Annotated in this window: 20 protein-coding genes, 4 tRNA genes and 1 other RNA gene; 24 read left to right on the top strand and 1 reads right to left on the bottom strand. The window is 48.6% G+C overall.

Going from position 1 to position 21468, the window contains the following annotated elements; translation table 11 throughout:
* Positions 1–15: 15 nt before the first annotated feature.
* The 24 genes from PHH49_05140 (at position 16) to PHH49_05025 (ending at position 19803) form a co-directional block, all read left to right on the top strand.
* On the top strand, positions 16–684 hold the full coding sequence (locus tag PHH49_05140; protein ID MDD5488326.1) for a phosphopantothenoylcysteine decarboxylase: 669 nt from the start codon (positions 16–18) through the stop codon (positions 682–684).
* Entirely contained in the window at positions 681–1103 is a 423-nt protein-coding gene (locus PHH49_05135) for a type II secretion system protein (protein MDD5488325.1), read from the top strand. The genes PHH49_05140 and PHH49_05135 overlap by 4 nt, the downstream gene beginning before the upstream one ends.
* 121 nt (positions 1104–1224) lie before the next feature.
* A tRNA-Cys gene (locus PHH49_05130) sits at positions 1225–1298 on the top strand.
* A gap of 60 nt (positions 1299–1358) precedes the next feature.
* A tRNA-Leu gene (locus PHH49_05125) sits at positions 1359–1445 on the top strand.
* Between the two features lie 90 nt (positions 1446–1535).
* Positions 1536–1612, top strand: a tRNA-Val gene (locus PHH49_05120).
* A gap of 40 nt (positions 1613–1652) precedes the next feature.
* Positions 1653–3416 carry a threonine--tRNA ligase gene (thrS, locus tag PHH49_05115; GenBank protein MDD5488324.1) on the top strand — a complete coding sequence of 588 codons (1764 nt, stop codon included), beginning with the start codon at positions 1653–1655 and terminating at the stop codon, positions 3414–3416.
* Positions 3417–3443: 27 nt separating this feature from the next.
* On the top strand, positions 3444–3992 hold the full coding sequence (gene infC / locus PHH49_05110) for a translation initiation factor IF-3 (protein MDD5488323.1): 549 nt from the start codon (positions 3444–3446) through the stop codon (positions 3990–3992).
* Between the two features lie 48 nt (positions 3993–4040).
* The gene (gene rpmI / locus PHH49_05105; GenBank protein MDD5488322.1) at positions 4041–4238 is read left to right on the top strand and encodes a 50S ribosomal protein L35; all 198 of its coding nucleotides are present in this window, start codon (positions 4041–4043) and stop codon (positions 4236–4238) included.
* Positions 4239–4280: 42 nt separating this feature from the next.
* The gene (rplT, locus tag PHH49_05100; GenBank protein ID MDD5488321.1) at positions 4281–4628 is read left to right on the top strand and encodes a 50S ribosomal protein L20; all 348 of its coding nucleotides are present in this window, start codon (positions 4281–4283) and stop codon (positions 4626–4628) included.
* A 13-nt stretch (positions 4629–4641) separates the two neighbouring features.
* Entirely contained in the window at positions 4642–5994 is a 1353-nt protein-coding gene (locus PHH49_05095; GenBank protein MDD5488320.1) for a potassium transporter TrkG, read from the top strand.
* 51 nt (positions 5995–6045) lie between these two features.
* Positions 6046–6756, top strand: coding sequence for a TrkA family potassium uptake protein (locus tag PHH49_05090; GenBank protein MDD5488319.1), 711 nt, complete (start codon positions 6046–6048; stop codon positions 6754–6756).
* A 19-nt stretch (positions 6757–6775) separates the two neighbouring features.
* On the top strand, positions 6776–7798 hold the full coding sequence (gene pheS / locus PHH49_05085) for a phenylalanine--tRNA ligase subunit alpha (GenBank protein MDD5488318.1): 1023 nt from the start codon (positions 6776–6778) through the stop codon (positions 7796–7798).
* Between the two features lie 18 nt (positions 7799–7816).
* Complete coding sequence (gene pheT / locus PHH49_05080; GenBank protein MDD5488317.1) at positions 7817–9853, top strand: phenylalanine--tRNA ligase subunit beta; 2037 nt, start codon at positions 7817–7819, stop codon at positions 9851–9853.
* Between the two features lie 57 nt (positions 9854–9910).
* Positions 9911–10065, top strand: a non-coding RNA gene (gene ssrS, locus PHH49_05075) — 6S RNA.
* 41 nt (positions 10066–10106) lie between these two features.
* Positions 10107–11444, top strand: a complete 1338-nt coding sequence (locus PHH49_05070; protein MDD5488316.1) for a replication-associated recombination protein A — start codon at positions 10107–10109, stop codon at positions 11442–11444.
* Positions 11404–12402, top strand: a complete 999-nt coding sequence (locus tag PHH49_05065; GenBank protein ID MDD5488315.1) for a hypothetical protein — start codon at positions 11404–11406, stop codon at positions 12400–12402. The genes PHH49_05070 and PHH49_05065 overlap by 41 nt, the downstream gene beginning before the upstream one ends.
* 28 nt (positions 12403–12430) lie before the next feature.
* Positions 12431–12829: a SoxR reducing system RseC family protein gene (locus tag PHH49_05060; protein MDD5488314.1), complete on the top strand. Its 399-nt coding sequence runs from the start codon at positions 12431–12433 to the stop codon at positions 12827–12829.
* Between the two features lie 73 nt (positions 12830–12902).
* The gene (locus tag PHH49_05055; GenBank protein ID MDD5488313.1) at positions 12903–14732 is read left to right on the top strand and encodes an ABC transporter ATP-binding protein; all 1830 of its coding nucleotides are present in this window, start codon (positions 12903–12905) and stop codon (positions 14730–14732) included.
* A 230-nt stretch (positions 14733–14962) separates the two neighbouring features.
* The gene (gene rpsB, locus PHH49_05050; GenBank protein ID MDD5488312.1) at positions 14963–15859 is read left to right on the top strand and encodes a 30S ribosomal protein S2; all 897 of its coding nucleotides are present in this window, start codon (positions 14963–14965) and stop codon (positions 15857–15859) included.
* A 53-nt stretch (positions 15860–15912) separates the two neighbouring features.
* Complete coding sequence (gene tsf / locus PHH49_05045) at positions 15913–16506, top strand: translation elongation factor Ts (protein MDD5488311.1); 594 nt, start codon at positions 15913–15915, stop codon at positions 16504–16506.
* Between the two features lie 18 nt (positions 16507–16524).
* The gene (gene pyrH / locus PHH49_05040; GenBank protein MDD5488310.1) at positions 16525–17244 is read left to right on the top strand and encodes a UMP kinase; all 720 of its coding nucleotides are present in this window, start codon (positions 16525–16527) and stop codon (positions 17242–17244) included.
* Positions 17245–17258: 14 nt separating this feature from the next.
* Positions 17259–17825: a ribosome recycling factor gene (frr, locus tag PHH49_05035; protein ID MDD5488309.1), complete on the top strand. Its 567-nt coding sequence runs from the start codon at positions 17259–17261 to the stop codon at positions 17823–17825.
* A gap of 8 nt (positions 17826–17833) precedes the next feature.
* A tRNA-Lys gene (locus tag PHH49_05030) sits at positions 17834–17909 on the top strand.
* A gap of 388 nt (positions 17910–18297) precedes the next feature.
* Positions 18298–19803 carry an AbiV family abortive infection protein gene (locus PHH49_05025; GenBank protein MDD5488308.1) on the top strand — a complete coding sequence of 502 codons (1506 nt, stop codon included), beginning with the start codon at positions 18298–18300 and terminating at the stop codon, positions 19801–19803.
* Positions 19804–20160: 357 nt separating this feature from the next.
* Here the strand turns inward: PHH49_05025 and PHH49_05020 are convergent, their stop codons facing one another.
* A complete protein-coding gene (locus PHH49_05020) occupies positions 20161–21462 on the bottom strand; it encodes a recombinase family protein (protein ID MDD5488307.1) in 1302 nt (433 codons plus the stop codon).
* Positions 21463–21468 lie beyond the last annotated feature (6 nt).

The following is a 21468-nucleotide window of genomic DNA, read 5'->3' as shown; positions in this document are numbered from 1 at the left end:
CGGGACCATGCTGACATGACCAGGAACATTAATACCAAACAGAGGATAATAATAACGGCCGGCCCTACGATCGAGGGCATTGACCCGGTGCGGTACCTCTCGAACCGTTCAACGGGTACGATGGGGTACTTGATGGCGGAAGAGGCGGTCAAGAGCGGATACGAAGTGGTCCTTATAACCGGGCCGGTGTCGATCCCTCTGCCGGAAGACGTAGAGGCTGTTAGCGTGGAAACGGCTTCGGAAATGGAAGAAGCGGTCAAGAAACGGATCAGGACGGGAGACTGTATAATAATGGCCGCGGCGGTCTGCGATTTCAGACCGGTAAAAAAAGAAGAGAAAAAGATCAAAAAAGCGGAGAAGATAACACTTGAACTGGAAAAAAACCCGGATATCCTGCTTTCAATAAAAGATATGAACGGACTTGTCAGGATAGGGTTCGCCTTGGAAACGGAAAATGCCCTTTCTAACGGGAAGGCAAAACTGGAGGGAAAAGGGCTCGATATGATCGTAATAAACGAAGTATCGGGATCCAGGACCCCTTTCGGGGAGAACGAGCGTCCCGGGGGGTATGATTATACTATATTGTCGAAACACGGGGAAGAACGCGAGTTCAGGGGTGTGACCAAAAGACAATTAGCCAGGACGGTGATCGAAATGGCCGGGCAAACGATGGGAAAAGGATGAAAAAAGGATTCACGATAAGCGAGCTCGTACTTGTGTTCGCCATAGTAATAGGCGTGGTTCTCCTTATAATGCCTGTAGTTATGAAAACAAATGAGCGTATGGACAGGATAGAGTGCGCCAATAACATGTACCAGATAGGACTGGCCCTTTATATATATGCCAGGGAACATGACGGTATGTTCCCAAAGGACCTCGACACATTGTACGCGGAAGAATACCTGTCCGACAAGGACCTGTTGGCTTGTCCCGCCTCCAAGAGGAAAGGGGCCGGTAAGGCGGACCAGGGGTACATATATACGGGCGGATTGTCCGTAAAGGACCCTTTCTCGATCCCGCTTTTACAGGATAAGCAGGATAACCATCCTAATGGGGGTAAGAACGTACTTTATGTGAGCGGTGAGGTCGAGTGGAAGAAGTGATGAACCGGCGAACACCATAGCAGATAATGCTATTTGACTTTTTAAAGGTATTGTGATAATTTAACTGTTTATTATAACGGCCGGCAGGCAAAATAGTTATAATATTAAGGCATAAAAGCGGGGCGCGGTGGCCGAGTAGATAGGCAGCGGTCTGCAAAACCGCGTACACCGGTGCGATTCCGGTCCGCGCCTCCAGTATTTGGTAATAAAGCCGCCCGGCAGTATCTGCCGGAGAAGAGGAGCGACGTTTACGGCGGGCGAGTGGCGGAACTGGCAGACGCAAAGGACTTAAAATCCTTCGGTCGCGAGACTGTGAGGGTTCAAATCCCTCCTCGCCCACCAGTATATAACTGTATCGGGTCGGGGATGCAGGTGTGAGAAAAGTATATACTGCCAAAAGGCTTTTATATATAATATATTGCGTACAGGCATGGGCGGTTAGCTCAGATGGTTAGAGCGCCACGTTGACATCGTGGAGGTCACTGGTTCGATCCCAGTATCGCCCACCATAAACCTGTCGCGGAAAGAAGCTGTAAAAGAGCTGCAGTTATGAGTGAGAAAGAGGGAAGACTGGAAAAAATAAGGCATAGCGCCGCGCATATAATGGCGGACGCTGTCAAAAAACTTTACCCGGGTGTAAAGCTGGGGATAGGTCCGTCCATATCGGACGGATTCTATTATGATTTCGATTTTTCCGGATGCGCGAAGAACGGGGATAACGGGAAAGATGGGAACATGCTTTCCTTGGAGGCCTTGCCGGCCATCGAGAAGGAGATGGAAAGGATAATAAAGGCCGACCTTCCTTTTTCCCGGGAAGAGATAGGGAAAGAGAAAGCCGTAGATCTTTTCAAGGCCGAAGGCGAGATATACAAACTTGAGATAATAGATGGCCTTGGGGACGAAAAGATAACCCTGTTCCGGCATGGGGATTTCGCTGACCTGTGCAGGGGCCCACATGTGGGGACTACGGGTGAGGTAAAAGCGTTCAAGCTTTTGTCGGTCGCCGGCGCCTACTGGAAAGGCAGCGAAGAGAATCCTATGCTCCAGCGGATATACGGTACCGCGTTCGAGACCAAAGAAGAGCTGGACAGATATCTTGAAGTGAGGGAAGAGGCCCAGAAGAGGGACCACAGGAAACTCGGGAAGGAGCTCGACCTTTTCAGTTTCAACGACGTGATGGGCGCGGGTCTGGTATTGTACCATCCCAAGGGAGCCATGCTCCGCCAGACGATAGTCGATTATATAACAAGGCAGCATATAAGGCGTGGATATGAATTGATATACAGTCCCCATGTCCTGAAAAGCGACATATGGGTGAAGTCAGGGCATTACGATTACTATAAAGAGAACATGTATATCTTTGACATCGAAGGCCAGGAGTTCGCGGTAAAACCCATGAATTGCCCTGGGCACATACTGGTGTATTCATCCAGGATGAGAAGCTATAAAGAGCTTCCAAAGAGGTATTTCGAGCTGGGGAACGTATACAGGCACGAGAAATCCGGAGTGCTTCACGGACTTCTTAGGGTCAGGGGATTTACCCAGGACGACGCTCACATTTTCTGTTTGAAAGAACAGGTGGAGGATGAGGTCCTGAAGGTCATAGATTTTGTGGAAGATACTCTTAAGGTGTTCGGTTTTTCCGAATTTGAAGTGGAACTGAGCACAAGGCCCGAAAAATCCATCGGTACGGACGAAGGTTGGGAAGAGGCCACAAAGGCGCTTACGAACGCTCTTGAGAAAAAAGGGCTTAAATATGACATAAACGAGGGTGACGGGGCGTTCTATGGCCCCAAGATAGATATCAAGCTTAAGGACGCCCTCGGCCGGGCCTGGCAATGCGCGACCATACAATGTGATTTTGCCCTTCCGGAGAGGTTCGACCTTAAGTATGTGGACAATGACGGCAGCGAAAAACGCCCGATCATGTTACACAGGGTGATACTGGGAAGCCTGGAGAGGTTCATGGGCGCGGTCATAGAGCATTACGGAGGGGAGTTTCCCGTATGGCTTGCCCCGGTACAGGCCAAGCTTATCCCGATAAGCGATGCCCACGTGGAATACGCGTCTGAGCTGGGAGCACAACTCATCGATAACGGGTTCAGGGTGGAGATCGATTCGAGGAACGAGAAGATGCAGCGTAAAATAAGGGACGCGGAGTTGGCAAAAGTACCATATATGGCTATACTTGGAAATAAAGAAATGCAGAACGGAACGGTGTCGGTAAGGTCCAAAAAGGAAGGAGACCTCGGCGTGATGAGCAAAGAGGATTTCCTGGGGCTTTTGTCCGCCAAGACCAGGGACAAAGCGTGACCTTACGACAAAAACAAGGAGGTAGTTATTTCATATCCGCAATCTTATAGTAGGGGCAGGGACAGTTCGAAGTTCAGGACCAGGGTCAACCAGTTCATAAGGGTACCGAAAGTGCGCCTGGTCGATGAGGAAGGGAACCAGTGGGGGGTGGTGCCCATAGATGAGGCTCTTCGTAAGGCGAAAGAAGCGGGACTTGACCGGGTGGAAGTAGCCCCGAACGTGGACCCGCCAGTATGCCGGATAATGGATTACAGCAAATACAAGTATGAACAGGAAAAGAAACAGAAGCTGGCCAAGAAGAAACAACATGTGACGCACATCAAGGAGATCAGGTTCAATCCCAAGATAGAAGAACATGATTACCAGGTCAAGGTCACCCATATAAAGGATTTCCTGGGGGAAAAGGATAAGGTCAAAGTATCCGTAAGGTTCAGGGGAAGAGAGAACGCGCATAAGGAGTTCGGGGTAGAACTCTTGAACAGGATAGCCGCGGATGTGGCTTCTCTGGGGGAGATGGAAGCGCCTCCCAAGGCCATGGGTCGCACTATTTTTATGACGCTGGTGCCTAAAGGCTGAAAAGAGATAAAATACAAGAGAGTATAAAAAGGAGAACGGTGAGGAAAAATGCCTAAAATGAAAACAAAAAAAGGTGTGGCAAAAAGGTTCTCGGTGACCAGTTCCGGGAAGATAAAAAGACAGAAAGAAGGGGCCAGGCACATATTGACCAAGAAGAACAGCAAACGGAAACGGGCGCTCAAAACGGCTACGACCGTGGACCCGACTTTCCAGAAGAAGATAAAAAAACTCCTGCCTTACGGATGATAAGGCAGAACAAACTATCTATGTTAGGAGTGAGGAGAAGACATGACCAAAGTTAAACACGCACCAAGTTCGCTTAGAAGAAGAAAGAAGATACTTAAACATACCAAGGGGCAGAGAGGGTCACGGTCAAAACTTTTCAGGATAGCCAAGGAGGCTACCCGGAAAAGCATGATATCCAGTTATATCAACAGGAAGAAAAAGAAACGTGATTACAGGTCACTCTGGATAACCCGTATCTCAGCGGCATGTAAGGCCGAAGGGATATCGTACAGTAAGTTCATAGCGGCGCTTAAGAAAGCCAATATAGAGCTTAACCGCAAGGTACTTGCCGACCTGGCGGCCAACGATATCCGCGCTTTCAAAGCGGTCGTCAAAAAAGCGAATATCTGACAATATCCTTAATATGGGAAGGTTAACACCTCCGCAGCTTTTGATATTAAGTTTTGTCTGCGCTATCCTGGTAGGCACGGCGGCTTTGTCCCTGCCTGCCGCGACGCGCGGGGAAAGCGGGATATCCCTGGTAGACGGGCTTTTTACGGCTACCAGCGCGGTATGTGTGACGGGCCTTGTCGTAAAGGACACCGCTACGAATTTTTCGGACTTCGGCAGATGGGTGATATTCGTTCTTTTCCAGGCCGGCGGACTCGGGATAATGACGCTTTCCACATTGTTCGCCGTAATGCTTGGCCGTAAGGTCGGGTTCAAGGAAACGGATGTGATCCGGAGCACCCTTGACAGGCAGAACAAGATACTCGGGCTTAGCAAGCTCATCTTTTATATAATCAGCATTACCTTTATCGCCGAGATGCTCGGGGCGCTGGCGTTGTTCCTAAGGTGGCGGGCTATAACCGACTGGAGCATAGGACAGCTTGCGGAGTATTCCATTTTTCACTCGGTCTCCGCTTTCTGTAACGCCGGATTTTCCCTGTTCTATGGTTACAGCTTTACGGGGTTCAAGGCCGACCCGTTCATAAATACCACGATGGTACTTCTTATATTTTTCGGCGGTATAGGGTTCATAGTGATAATGGACATGTTGGGACTTCTTTTCAGGAAGAACCGCCCGCGTATGATAAGTTTGCACACGAAGCTTGTCCTTACGGTTTCGTTGATCCTCGTGGTGGCGGGAGCGGTAATGCTGCTTTTCTTTGAAAAAGACGGGGTCATGAAAGGCCTGTCGTGGGGGGACAGGGTGCTGACGTCGCTCTTCCAGTCAGTAACGGCAAGGACGGCCGGGTTCAATACGCTTGATATCGGGCGGCTTTCGGTCCCGTCGCTTTTGGGGCTTATTTTCCTTATGTTCGTTGGGGCGTCTCCGGGATCGACCGGGGGTGGGATAAAGACCACGACATTCGCTCTCATAGTAATGACGGTCCTCACCGGCCTTAAGGATAAAAAGAAGGTCATGGCGTTCGGGAGGGCGGTGCCCGGGAAAATAATAAGGGAATCCATGGGGATATTTTTCCTGGCCCTTACCTGGGTATTCGTTTTCACGGTGGCTATGGTCTATCTGGGCAGGAACAATCCCGCCGGTAGCGGAAGCCTGATAAGGTCGCTTTTCGAGACGGTATCCGCTTTCGGGACCGTAGGGTTGTCCACAGGTATAACGGGAGACCTTGATACGGCCAGCAAGCTTTGTATCATCGCGACAATGTTCGCCGGAAGGGTGGGGCCGCTAACGCTGGCCCTGGCTATAGCGTTCCGTGAAAAGAAGGATAATTTTTCCTATCCCGAAGAGAACGTAATGGTGGGATAGGCGTATACTTGACGGGGGCCTTGAGCCTGTCCGCCAGGGAAGGGAGTGAACATGAAGTACTTCGCTGTTATTGGTCTTGGAAGGTTCGGGTCCAGTGTAGCTCGTACTTTGGCCGAAAAGGGGCAGCAGGTCATCGCTATCGACAAGAACGAGGAATTCGTACACGATATAATGGACAACGTGACCAAGGCCGTATGCCTTGACGCCACCGACGAGAAGGCCGTCAGATCCATAGGGCTGCAGAACGTGGATGTGGCCATATGCGGCATAGGCACTGATATGGATTCCAGCATACTGGTAACCCTCATGCTGAAGGACCTTGGCATACCCATGATAGTCTCCAAGGCGGATAGCGTAGCCCATAAGAAAGTGCTCGAGAAGATCGGGGCGACAAAGGTCATCCTGCCGGAAAAGGATACGGGAGAAAGGCTCGCGGAAACGCTTATCTCCGTGACGGACACCGTCCTTGACCACATAGGGCTTTCCGGCAATTCCAGCATAATCGAGGTAAGAGTGCCGGAGGAATTCGTGGGGAAGACCCTGAGGGACCTTGATATCAGGAGCGAGTACGGAGTGAACGTGATAGCGATAAAGAAAAATCTCACGACGTACCAGGGAGAGGAAGAGATCGTGGAGGAGCAGGTCAATGTCACCCCACAGGCGGATGACGTGATAGCGAAAGGCGATATACTCATAGTTTTCGGGGCTAATGATATGATAGAAGAGCTCAAGGCCAAGGAAGAATTCAAGAACAAGAGTTAAGGGAAAAGGTGCGCGTGCGATGGATGCATATAAAGAACTAGACAGGATAAGAGCTGATTTTGACGCCGAAACGGCCTCGTGCGCGGATATCGCGGCGCTGGAGGAGATAAGGACCAAATATGTCGGGCGGAAAGGAGCCCTGACGGGCATCTTGAGGTCTATCAGTTCCTTGTCTCCCGAAGACAAGAAAAAAATAGGCAGCGCGGCCAACGCCATGAAGAGCGAATTCACCGCCAGCATTGAGGGAATGAAGGATAAGTTCGTATCGAAGGGGCTGGAAGAGAAAAGCCAGAGTGTGGACATCACCATGCCCGGGATCTCCGGCAGGACGGGCTTTCTCCATCCGATAACACAGACCATGGACAGGATAAGCGAGATATTCGTTTCGCTCGGGTTCAGCATAGCCGACGGCCCCGAGATCGAAACGGAATTCTATAATTTCGAAGCGCTCAATATCCCCTTGGAACATCCGTCCCGGGACGGGTTCGATACGTTCTATGTGGGAGGGAAACATCTCCTCCGGAGCCACACTTCCAATGTCCAGATACATCTGATGCAGGGCAAAAAGCCGCCTATACAGGCGATAATGCCCGGCAGGGTCTATCGGCCGGACGCCGTGGACGCGACCCATTCTTTCATGTTCCACCAGGTAGAGGGGCTGATGGTGGACAAAGGCATAGCCTTCTCGGACCTTAAGGGTGTCCTGGAAGCGTTCTGCAAAAGCATGTTCGGGGATGCCATAAAAATGCGCATGCGCCCGTCATTTTTCCCTTTTACCGAACCCAGTACCGAGGTGGACATATCATGCATAATGTGTGGAGGCAAAGGGTGCAGGATATGTTCTTCGTCCGGATGGCTTGAAGTCCTGGGAGCCGGCATGGTGAACCCGAAGGTCTTCAAGGCTGTTGGATACGATCCATCCGAGGTGACAGGATTCGCGTTCGGCATAGGGGCTGAGCGCATAGCCATGCTTTTATATGGCATAGACGACATAAGACTATTTTTTGAGAACGATATAAGGTTCCTGGAACAGTTCAGGTAACCGCTGTGGAGAGGCGACATGAAACTGAGTTATAAATGGCTTAAGGAATACATTGATATAGACCTGTCGGCGGAAGAGCTTGCCGAGATCCTGACGATGTCAGGTTCCGCGGTGGAGACCATAACGGAAAAAGGCGGCGACAAGGTCCTTTCTCTGGAAATAACCTCCAATAGGCCCGATTGCCTGAGCGTGACCGGGATAGCCCGCGAGATATGCGCGCTTACCGGGAATAAGGTGAAATATCCGGATAGCAGGGTGACCGCCGCAGGGAAAAGTGGGAAGGCCATAAAATGCGAGATAAAGGCGCCGGGACTTTGCCCCAGATATACCGCGCGTGTTGTTACCGGAGTGAAAGTCAAAGGCCTTACTCCCGGGGTCAGTGAACATATCGTTTCCGTGGATATGAGGCCCGTGAACAATATCGTGGATATCACCAATTTTTGTCTTATGGAGCTTGGCCAGCCCATGCACGCGTTCGACCTGGACAAGATCGAAGGCGGGAAGGTGATCATAAGGGAAGCGGAGAAAGGCGAGAAGATACTGACGATAGATGGGGTGGAAAGGGAACTCGAGGCCGGCATGTTGGTGATCGCCGACCAGAAACAACCTATAGCCATAGCAGGTGTAATGGGCGGCAAAGAGACCGAGGTCACGGGAACGACCAAAAACATATTGCTGGAAAGCGCGTATTTTGATCCGGTCTCCGTAAGGCGTACCGCGCGAAAACTAGCGTTATCGTCGGATGCCAGCTACAGGTTTGAGCGGGGGGTCGATAAAGAAGGGATAGTTCCGGCATCGGACAGGGCCGCGGCCCTTATCGTCGAGAAGGCCGGAGGCACAATATGTGAGATGTATGATGTGGGGTCGCTTGCGCGATCCGTAACTGAGATCGAACTGGACGCTCAGGAGGTATCAAGTATCCTGGGTGCGACGATACCGGGGGAGAGGATCGAAGCCATTTTACGCGCTCTGGGCATGGATGTGGAGGTTCGGGAAAAAGGGCAATTCAAGATAAAGGTGCCATCTTCCCGTGAGGATATAACGGCGGAGATAGACCTGGTAGAGGAGATAGCCAGGATATACGGATATGACAATATCCCGGCGAGATGCGAGAAGATAACACCCGAGATCGAAAGGAAGGACCGCACCCGCAGGATAAAGGATAAGATAAAGGTCCTGCTTCCGGCAGCCGGGGTCTGCGAGATCATGACATATAGCCTTATCAGCGAGGAGGCCGCGGGAAGGTTCCCATGTGTTCTGGGTAGACAGGCGGCACTTACCAGGTATATGTCGGAAGAGCATAAGGTCCTTACGCCTCAGCTCGTCCACGGTATGGTCAGGGCTTTTTCCTGGAACGTAAGCCGCAAGAACAAGGACCTGGGTTTTTTTGAACTGGGAAAGCTGTATGCGCCGGAGGAAAAAGGCGCGGGATATATGGAGGTCCCGGCCCTGTGTATCGGTCTTACGGGTCTTTTGAGGCAGAACTGGAAAGAAGGCGCGAGGGAAGCTACATTGTTCGATCTTAAGGGCATAGTTGAGGAAATGTTACACGGCCTGGGGCTTGAAGTAGCGTTCGGACCTGCCGACAAAAAAGGATTCAGTGTATGTTCTTCACTTTCCATCCCCGGGCAGGAAGACGCGGGATTCATGGGGGAAATAGATGCCAGGATAGCCGATATGTATGATATCACCCAGCCTGTTCACATAGCGCAGATCAGGCTTGACGGTGTGTTCAAAACGGTATCTCTGGAAAAAAGGGTACGGCCTATACCAAGATTCCCGTTCTCCGTCAGGGACGTCTCGGTGTTGTGCGATAAGGATATCCCCGCCGCGCGCCTGTTCTCGGTCATCAGGTCCTCAGGAGGGGAGCTCCTGGTAGATGCCGGGCTTGTCGACATGTATGAGGGGGAACATATAGGGAGCGGGAAGAAAAGCCTGACTTTCAGCATAAAATATGGCCTGGGATCGCGTACACTTACGGAAGATGAGATAGAAGGCGCACACGCGAAAGTCAAAGAAGAGCTTGTCCGCGAACTTAATGTGACTTTCCGTTAAGAAAAAACACCACTTTTTGTTTGTGCCGGCCGCGCACAGTGCTATAATGAACTTAATGAACGTCTGTTGAGTGCGTGAAGCGGGAAAATGAATTGGGCCAACAGAAATAAAACGGGAGCTTAACTCTGATATTCCCTTGGGAGCGTCAGGAGAGCACCCACCTGGATTCCCAGGCCACCAATTCTCTCCTGTTAACGGCTTGATGGATTTGAGGGCCGGATCATTCCGGCCCTCTTTATTTTAAGGTAGGGCAATGGACCTTTTCCAAAACGAGAACGAAGGATATCAGGAGGCTCCTCTAGCCGCGCGTATGTGCCCGGTAAAGCTGGAAGATTTCGCGGGTCAGGAACACATCGTGGGCCCCGGCCGGCTTTTGAACAGGGCGATAGAAGCCGACAGGTTAAGTTCCGTTATTTTTTACGGTCCCCCGGGGGTCGGTAAAACGGCTCTTGCCATGGTCATCTCGAAAAAGACAGGTTCGGATTTTATCCGCAGGAACGCGGTGTCGAGCAACGTTACGGATGTAAGGAAGATAATAGATATAGCTAAAAAGAAAAGGTCCCTTACCGGTAAGCGGACCATACTGCTCCTGGATGAGATCCACAGGTTCAACAAGGCGCAGCAGGATATATTACTCCCGGAAGTGGAAGAGGGGCACCTTGTGCTTATCGGGACCACCACTGAGAACCCGTTCTTTTCGGTCAATCCGGCGCTTGTTTCACGCAGCCAGATCTTCGAGTTCAAACCGTTGAAAAAAGAGGATATAAAATGGCTCTTGAAAAGATCCCTGGATGATGGGGAAAAAGGTCTCGGTGACAGGGAAATAGACGCGGATGAAGATGCCCTGGACCTTTTGGCAAGGCTGTCGGATGGTGACGCGCGTAAGGCTTTGAGCGCCCTGGAAATAGCGGCTTTGACCACGAGACCGGGAACGGATGGCAGGGTCAGGATAACATCCGAGGTCGCGCAGGAATCCATACAGAAAAAAGCCGTTGTATATGATCGCGCCGGTGACGCGCATTATGACACGATAAGCGCTTTTATAAAAAGCCTGAGGGGGTCCGATCCCGATGCCGCGCTCTACTGGCTCGCGAAGATGATAACCGCTGGCGAGGACATCCGTTTTATAGCCAGAAGGCTTATAATATGCGCTTCGGAAGATGTTGGTAACGCGGATCCCCGGGCCTTACAGGTGGCGGTGGCCGCGATGCAGGCGGCGGATATGACGGGATATCCGGAAGCGCGTATCCCTCTGGCGCAAGCCACGGTTTATATCGCCTGCGCGCCCAAGAGCAACGCTTCGTATCTCGGGATAGACGCGGCGATGAAGGATGTCGAGAATGAACGCACCCAGGAAGTTCCGGACCACCTGAAGGACGCGCATTACAAAGGCGCGGCCCGTCTCGGAAGGGGCGAGGGATATAAATATGCCCATGCTTACGACGGCCATTATGTGGAACAGGAATACATGAGGACCGCCCGGAAATACTATATACCTACTGATATGGGTTACGAGAAGAAGATCAAAGAATGGATGGAGAGACTCACGCATGGAAAAAAAGGCGATAGCGCTGATATCCGGAGGACTTGACAGTCTTTTGGCGGCCCGTGTCGTCATGGACCAGGGGGTCGAAGTGCAGGGGGTCTGTTTTATCCTGCAGTTCGCTTCACGCGATACCGATAGTTTCATACGGAAGGTGCTATGCGCCTCCGAGGAAGCCGGTATCCAGGTAAAGTTCGTTGATATCTCCGAAAAATTCTTTAACGTGCTGAAAGACCCGGGTCATGGATATGGGTCGAACATGAACCCGTGTATAGATTGCAAAATTTTGATGCTTAAAGTGGCTAAAGATATGATGAAAGAACTGGGGGCCTCTTTTGTGGTCACAGGAGAAGTGCTGGGCGAAAGGCCTATGTCACAGCATAGGCGGGCACTCGACCGGATAGAGAAATGTTCCGGGCTAGAAGGTCTTTTGCTCCGGCCTCTTTCGGCCGGGTTCATGGAACAGACGCTTCCGGAAGAGAAAGGCGTCCTGGACCGGAAGAAGTTGTGGAAGATACATGGACGGGGCAGGGAAAAGCAGCTAAAGCTCGCGAAGGAATATGGGCTCACCAGATATTTCTCGCCCGGAGGAGGTTGTCTTTTGACCGATCCCATGTTCTCCCGGAAGCTGCGTGAATTGGCGAAAAAAGGTCCGCTGGACAAGGACAACGCGCTGCTTCTCAAGTACGGCAGGCATTTCCGGCTGGATGACGGAACTAAAGTGGTGGTAGGCAGGAACAAGGACGACAACGAGAGCCTTAAGGGGATGAAAAAGAAAAGCGATGTGGTCCTATGGTTCGGGGCTAAAACACCCGGGCCATATGCCATTTTAAGGGGAAAAGCGACCGAGGGGAATATAGAAAAAGCCGCCGGGCTTGTTGTGAGCCATTCCAGATATAGAAAAGAGCGGACGGCGAACGTGGAACTTCTTTCGGGAGTCGGGAGCCCCAGGCAGATATCCACCGTGGCTTTGTCCCGGGAAGAGATAGAAGACCTCAGGGTATGATGATCGCGCGGGAAAAGATGGTAGCCTCATGAAAAGGACCGGAAAAGTGGTCGAAATAGCAGGCGGAAAGGCCGTTCTTGAAGTGGGCCCGGAAGAAGCCTGTAGCAAATGTTGTAGCTGTGGATCGGGTAAGATGACCCGTATGACGGTGGACGTGCCGGGAGGAATGACCATACGGCCTGGAGATATCGTAGAGATCGGCATAGGGACCGGTCCGGTGCTCAAGGCTTACTCCCTGGTATACGGGCTTCCCTTGGCGGGTTTTTTTCTGGGTACGGTAAGCGTGTATATTATTACGGGGTCACCACTTGCGGGTTTTGCGGGAGGCATGGCGATCACGGTCCTGTCATTCTTCCTGGCAGGCGGATATATGAGGAAAAAAGGCTTTTTCTCCGAGGAGATAGAATTGAGAGTGGCCGGGAAGTGAAACTCGACAAGACATGGCATGTGTGCTAGAATCTACGCTTATTCCTGAATGAACAAAGGATCGGCGACATATTATGAAGAACTACCTGAGATTTATCAAGCTTATACTACCGCATAGCGGCGTTTTTGCCGCCGCGGTCGTCTGCATGATGTTGTCCACCATATTCAGCGCATCGCCGCTTGGACTTATCATACCCATGGTGGATAAGATCATATCCGGGCGCGAGATAACTATCCCGTCAGGGATAAAAGCACCGCAAATGTTGACGGATCTTGTCTCCCGGGTCAATGCTATGGATAACCTGGAACTACTGAATGTCCTAAGCCTTCTGGTGGTGATATTTTTCATATTGAAGGGGATATTCCTTTTTCTGCAGTCATACCTTATGACGGATGTGGGCCAGAGGGTCATAAGGGAAGTCAAGAACATGATATATGAAAAACTCCAGGAACTTTCCATGGATTTTTACAACAGGAATCCCACCGGCCAGCTGATGTCCCGCATAACCTATGATGCCGGTATTATCCGGGACGCCATCTCCACGGGGCTGGCGGATACATTTTATCAGCCCATACAGATCGTAGTTTATACCGTGCTTCTTATAGGTATCAAGCTGTTCTTCGGCATACCATGGAGCATCATACTGGTAAGCCTTATAATATTCCCGTTAATACTATATCCCGTAGTGCTTATCGGCAAGAAACTGAGGAAGATCAGCAAAAGGTCCCAGGAGAAGATCGGCGATATAAACAACATGCTTCTCGAGACCATATCCGGGGTGAAACTGGTACAGTCGTTCGGTATGGAAGATTACGAGCTCGGACGTTTCCGGGACGAGAACCATTCCTTCTACAAGCTGAACATGAAATCCGAAAAACGTATAAAAATAGTCAGCCCTCTTACCGAAGCCATGGGCGTGCTTTGTGTGGCGGTTATCATCTGGATGGCAGGCAAGAGCATAGTTACTGGCGTGCTTTCGGCGGGCGTTTTTACGGCATTCCTGGGAGCGGTCTTTTCGCTCATGAAACCGGTCAAGAGGCTCAGTAACGTATATGGCATAAACCAGCAGGCATTGGCCGCGACAGAGCGTATATTCGAGATATTGGATGAACCCGTTACTATACAGGATCCCGTAAATGCTGTTGAGTTAGAGAGTTTCAGCGGGGAGATAGAGTTCAAGGGCGTGTCGTTCAAATATGATGAGAAAAAGGAAGAGGTGCTCAAGGACATAGATCTTACCATAAAGAAGGGGGAGATCGTGGCGCTTGTGGGGCCGTCCGGAGGGGGAAAAAGTACCCTTGTGAACCTTATCCCCAGGTTCTATGACCCGAATGGAGGTACCATAAAGATAGACGGACATGCTCTTCGGACCGTGTCCCTTGCTTCACTTCGCAGCAAAATAGGCCTGGTCACCCAGGAGACCCTGCTTTTTAACGATACCGTGAAAGCAAATATAAGTTATGGCCATGAGGAGATAGACGAAGAACAGCTCGTTAAAGTGGCTAAAGCGGCGAACGCCCATATGTTCATCAAGGATTTCCCGGAAGGGTATGATACGATAATAGGTGAACGTGGCCTCAAGATCTCCGGGGGGCAAAGGCAAAGGATAGCCATTGCGAGGGCCATATACAAGAATCCCCCGATACTGATATTCGATGAAGCTACTTCCCAGCTGGATACGGAAAGCGAGCAGCTTGTACAGGAAGCTATTAACAACCTTATGAAGGGCCGTACGGTCATAGTTATTGCCCATAGGTTGAGCACGGTGAAACACGCGGACAAGATCATCGTAATAGACCGGGGGAGAATAACGGATTCCGGCAAGCACGAGGATCTTATTGCCAGAAGTGCTTTATATAAAAAGCTTTATGAAATGCAGTTTTCCAGCAAACAATCCTCCTGAACCCGGCCCACAAATATATCCCGCAAGCGGCAAGTGGCTGTAAATACTCTCTTTACGGGGAAACGGAATAAAATACTTGCATTTATGCATGAAATATATATAATAATCGTTCAAGTCTTTAGCGGAAGACTATTTATTAAGCCGCCTAACCGATGCGTGCGATGAGCCTGAGTTGGGTTTTATAATCGCACAAAGGCAGGTACCGGCGGGTAGCAAGGAGGAGAAAGTATATGACAGTCGCGACGGAAACATTGAAACAGCTTTTGGAGAACGGGGTACATTTCGGGCACCAGACCAATAAATGGAACCCCAAAATGAAGAAGTATATCTTCGGAGAAAAAAGCGGGATATACATCATCGACCTCAGGAAGACGGAAGAAGCACTTCAGAAAGCCGTTGACGCGGTAAGAGAACTTACCGCTTCGGGCAAAAAAGTACTTTTCGTAGGCACGAAAAAGCAGGCGCAGGATATCGTGAAAGAAGAAGCCCAGAAATGCGGCATGTATTATGTCGATGAACGCTGGTTGGGCGGATGTCTTACCAATTTCACTACCATACGTAAGAGTGTGGAAAGGTTGAACCTCATACAGGAACAGAAGACCAGTGGCGTGCTGGGAACGATGTCGAAAAAGGAAAAAGCACGTGTGGACCACGAGGAATACAAGCTGTTAAAGAACCTTGAGGGCATCAGGGAAATGAAGACGCTTCCCGATTGTCTGGTAGCTGTAGATGCCGAGGCGGAACACATAGCTATACGGGAAGCCAATAAAATAGGCATACCAATAGTGGCTCTTATAGACACGAATTCCGACCCGGATATGATAAATTTCCCTATACCCGGTAATGATGACGCTATCCGATCGATAAAGTGCGTAATATCCAAGGTAGCGGATGCCGCCCTGAAGGGAAGCCAGGAATTCGCGTCCAAACGCAAGGCAGCGGCCGCCAGCAAGGCCGAATCGTTGCCTAAGGCCGCGGGAACCGAAGCTCCTAAGGAAAAGCCGGCCAGGGTCGAGGTGAAAGAAGAGCCGAAAAAACCCGAGACCGAAAGTGTGCAGGAAAAGCAGGAAGAAAAGCCGGCTGAGAACGCCGTTGAAGGCGATATCAATCTTGAGGCAGGCAAATAAGTAACTACGGTCGCCGGTAAAAAGAGAAAATAAGATAAAGAGGAGAAAATATCATGGATTTCAAGGAAGCGGTAAAGAACCTCAGGTATAAGACATCAGCCGGTATGATGGAATGTAACAGCGCGCTTAAAGAAGCGAATGGCGATATGGACAAGGCTGTCGAGATACTCAGGAAAAAAGGCATAGCCAAGGCGGCAAAAAAATCCTCGAGAGTGGCCAGCCAGGGCGTGATAGAAAGCTACATACACACAGGAAATCGTATAGGCGTTATGGTCGAGGTCAACTGCGAGACGGATTTTGTGGCCAGGAACGAGAATTTCAGGAAAATGACCAATGATCTCGCTATGCAGGTAGCGGCCGCCAACCCTATGTATCTTTCCAGGGAGGATGTTCCGGAAGAGATCATCGAGAAGGAAAAAGAGATATTCCGTACTCAGATAGAAGGGAATAAGCCGGCCGAGGTGGTCGAGAAGATACTGAACGGGAAAATAGAGAAGTTCTTCGGGGAAGTTTGCCTTATGGAACAGCCGTTCATAAAGGACCCGAATATCTCGGTGAAAGACCTGGTAACGCAGACCATAGCGGCCATAGGAGAGAACATAGTGGTAAGGAGATACGCCCGGTTCGAAGTAGGCGAACAATTATAACTTAAAGACAGGGGATCTATGGCTAAGTCCCATAAGAAGAAAAGAAGGGTCCTGCTGAAGATAAGCGGCGAGGCCCTCATGGGGTCGACTGGATATGGGATAGATCCTAATGTCAACCGTTCTTTCGCACAGCAGATAAAAGAAGCTCACGCCGGTGGCGCGGAGATCGCGATAGTCATTGGAGGAGGGAATATCTTCAGGGGACTGAGCGCGGCCGCGTCGGGCATGGACAGGGCTAACGCTGATTACATGGGGATGCTCGCGACTATGCTCAACGGGATGGCCCTGCAGGACGCGCTCGAGAAGATCGATGTGCACACACGTGTCATGACGGCTATTGAGATGCACCAGCTGGCGGAACCGTATATACGCAGGCGAGCTATAAGACACCTTGAAAAAGGCAGGATAGTTATCTTTGTGTGCGGAACGGGCAATCCTTATTTTACGACCGATACCGCTGCCGCGTTGAGGGCCGTCGAGATCGGGGCCGACATGATACTTAAGGCGACCAAGGTCGATGGGGTATATTCCAAGGACCCGCTGAAGTTCAAGAACGCGAAAAAATTCGAAAAAATGGGATATTGGGAAGTCCTGGAAAAGCAGCTGAAAGTGATGGACGCGACCGCGATAAGCCTTTGCATGGACAACTCGCTGCCGATAGTGGTGTTCAGTATAAAGAAAAAAGGAAACATCAAAAAAGCGATAAACGGGCAAAAAATAGGCACTACAATAAGCTGAAAAGGTGGTGGACCATGCTTACTACTGAGACCGACAGGATAGTCAGGGTGACGGAAGAGAAAATGCAAGGTGCACTCGATGCGGTAAAGAAACATTTCGCCACGGTTCGTACAGGGCGCGCCCATCCAGGACTTGTAGAGCATATGAAGGTGGACTATTACGGTACGATGACGCCGCTTAAACAGCTGGCCAACATAAGCGTACCGGAGCCGCGTCTTATTGTGATACAGCCGTGGGATAAGGCGTCGATGTCCATGGTCGAGAAGGCCATACTTTCTTCCGACCTGGGGATCACGCCAATGAACGACGGCAGGGTAATAAGGCTTTCAATGCCGCAGCTTACGGAAGAACGACGGCAGGAGCTTGTAAAAGTGCTGCATAAGATGGAAGAAGAGGGTAAGGTCTCCATACGCAACGCTCGCCACAACGCCAACGACGAGGCCGCGAAGCTCGAAAAGGACAAGAAAATGACTGAAGACGATAAGTTCCTCACCAGGGACCGGGTGCAGAAGCTTACCGAACAATATTCGAAAAAGCTCGACGAACTTTTCGCTGAGAAACAAAAAGAAATAAAGGGATAAAGGAATAAGGGCCGCTAGCTCATCAGGTAGAGCACCACACTTTTAATGTGGTTGTGCTTGGTTCGAGTCCAAGGCGGCTCACCACTTATAAAAGCCTCGTAGCATGAAAATGTTACGGGGCTTTTTGCTTTCCTGGATATGTCGCATATCCCTACGTCCTAAAGACTTACGCGACTATTGCCCCCGCGTCACCGTCATTGCGAAGGGCCAAAGGCCCTAAAGCAATCCCATATGCGAACTTGGTTATCTCTTTATCTCTAAAAGGGCCTTTAGTCAACTATCCGTAGTCAATCCCGTATCCTTACTATAATGGGCATAAGTTGATAGAGATAATGAGGAACAATAGAGATAAAAGCGGATATTAACTAAAAACCGGCCATATATTTGGGCCTATTTATCTCTAGTTTATCTCTGTAGGTTGAGGGATTGACCTAAATACATTATAATTGATTCTAAGATGGAGGATGACCAAATGATTTTTAAGGACGAAGACATAAAACAAGCGATTGAGTATTGCTTGCAGAATGCAAGTAATCTTTTGATGGAGGCAAATCTTCTTTATGATGCAGGAAGATATCCCAGGGCATACTGTTTGGCTATTAGGGCAATTGCTGAATTGGGGAAACGGAATCTTTTAATCATTAATATGGGAGGAGTCCTTAATGATAACAAAATGCTTGAGCGGTTTCATAAGCGGTGGCTATCTACCGAACAGTGTCTTGTCCTTTCGCTTATGACGGGTAATATGGAACGATTTAGTAGGGAAGAATTATTGAATTTCATAAACCTTTCGAGGCTTTGGTCAATACAAAGCCAAGATGCGATGGGTGTTGAGGTATACGATAAAACAGGCTTTACATATCCGGATGACCGCATTGAAAAGAACCAAGTAAAAAGCTTGATTGATCTTGCCAAGGCAAGGATTGAAGTTGATAAATCTCATAAAGTTAGAAATACCGAAGATGGATTTCTTGAAATAAGAGATAGTGTTCAGTGGTTGTATGAGAACTCAGATGATAAAGATTTTTTAACATTCATTAATAGTAAGGAATCCATTGAAAAGTTTGCCGAATTAAAAGACTCTTTGGCCTGGATAAACTATATAAAAACAAAATGGGGAAAAATTTGTAAGCAAGATAAAACTAGAATAAAGGATGAAAAACTCATAGATAAGAGGTGGTACGTAGAATCGAAAATATTCTCATATTCGCATATATGGACTACAGAAGCCCTGGAATATTGGAATGACACTTGTGATTGTTTGAAAATGAAGAGGATAAGTGATCGCGAGGTCGAAATACGCCAAGCATTGCCAGAATTTCAAAAAGATGATGAGCTCTATGTAAAAGCCATGATGGTGACTATGATTCATGTTGTTGCGTTAAACGTGGGGACATTCGGTCATTTTTGGTGGACGCCTCCAGCATGGCCATTTAGATTTACGAAACTATATGATTTAAAAAACAAGCGGGATGTGAAAATTAAAATTAAAAGGTCAAAGGATGAGAGAATAGAAAATAGGGAATTAACGCGTGATGATATGCATAGAACTATGATGGTTTTTGGTGCAATGGGTAAATTGCATGAAAGATATTTTGAACTGTATATAAAGGCAACTACCTTAATGGGATCTGATACTTTCGAAAACAATTTTTATACAGAAGCTTTTTCAAATTATTTTCTGTTAATGGAACGATTTATTAAAGTTGAAATACTTAATAAACCAGACGGGAAAAAACTTGATGTCAAAAAAATGCAGAGTGAATTAAAAAAATTAGGTATAGATAATGAACTTGCTGAAGAGGTTAAAAATATTTATATTGTTCGTGGCCGGGATGCAATGCATTCAAGAGGTAATGAGCAGACGTTAAATTTCGAGGAAGCTGCTAAATGTAAAATAATGTGTGATTTAATGCTATTTAAATATTGTGAAAATAAGTTTAAATTGGAGATGTCGAAGAAGCGTGACATAAACTAAGCTTTGAAAATAATGATCTAAAACACCTGCCACATATCCCACTGCTTCTCCCAATTCTTTTCTTTAGTAATAACTCGGACCTTATGTTCAGGAATAGAATACAATTTCTTATCCTCAGACAACAAAATCTCTTCCTGTACCTCCGGACAAAGTAATGGCAAATTCAATATCTGCGATATCCGCGAAGGGGAAAGTCCCAGCCAGGACGCGATAGCGCTTGCGGTTTTATCAGGGTTTTCCTCCAGGTATTGCTTGATCTGATAAGCCAAGACCAAGTATTGTCTTATAACCGGCTCCTTCCTAATATGTTTACTTATAGCCGTATGCGATCTTTTCCGTGGTTGTTTAATGCCAATATTAAACTCTGATCTCATTTTCTTCTCCTTTCAGCTCTTCGTATAGTTCTTCAATACCTTTCTCATTAACCGTCATTCCAAGCGTGCCAGTCTCACCGTTATAATCAATCTCACTTAGAAGATGTTTCATTATGTGGTGCTTCTCATCCGCGGTTAATTCTTGCCATCTCTCTCGCGTTTTTTCTAAAACTGATCGGTATCTTTCCGAGAGGAGAGAATCCTTTATCTCTTGTTTCGGCAAAAGATCATATACCGCATCTTCCATCTCCTGCGCATTAACGCTCCTGGTAGGGCAGACAGCATAACCTTTCTTCTGCGCGTTCACACATACGTAATACCTATATTTTTTCACCTTATCCTTAACCGAATATGAATGGAACATGGGAGAGTTGCATGCTTGGCATCGAATGATCTGTGACAATAACCCGGCACACTGCGCGTTTTTCTTTATCTTCCGATTAACCCGGTTATATGTAATGCGTTCCTGCACCTTATCAAATAACTCTACCGAGATGATCGCTTCATGCTCCGCCGGATACATTTTCTTCTCATAAAACACCCGGCCCGTATAGATGGGATTATTAAGTGTCTGTTGTATGGTATTTTTTACGAATTGCTTACCACCGGTTATCCTGCCGGATTTGGCTACATATTTCTTTGTAGTAAATCCTTCCTCATTTAGAATGCTGGTTGTCTTAAGCATCGAATTCTCTCTGAGATATATGTCAAATATCTTTCTTACTAATTTGGCTTCCTGCTCGTTAATGATGATCCTTCGGTTTTCTCTATCAAGATCGTATCCAAGAAGAGGTTGCCCGCCAACCCACTTGCCTTTCTTCCTGGCAGCGCCCATTTTATCCTTTGTTCTTTCTGAGATCATCTCCCTTTCGAACTGGGCGAAAGAGAGGAGGATGTTGAGCGTTAATCTTCCCATGGACGACTGTGTATTAAAATGTTGAGTTACTGATACGAATGTCACATTATTTTGATCAAAGAATTCCAGGAGTTTAGTGAAGTCCAGGAGGGAACGGGAGAGCCTATCTACCTTATATACTACCACGCAGTTAATCTTTCCTCCCCGGATATCATCCAATAACCTTTTAAGAGCCGGCCGTTCAGTATTAGCTCCTGTAAAACCACCGTCATTATACTTCTCCCTTAAGACCGTCCACCCAGTAGATTTCTGACTTTTAATATAGTTCTCAGCCGACTCCCGCTGGGCGTCTAAGGTAGTAAAGTCCTTTTCAAGCCCCTCATTAGTAGATTTTCTGGTATAAATAGCGCAATAAATCTTCTTTTCCATTGAACT

The sequence above is a fragment of the Candidatus Omnitrophota bacterium genome, from assembly GCA_028715965.1.
Lineage (GTDB): Bacteria > Omnitrophota > Gorgyraeia > Tantalellales > Tantalellaceae > JAQUQS01.
The sequence above is the reverse complement of the archived record's forward strand: the minus strand, read 5'-3'. Positions and strand labels throughout refer to the sequence as shown.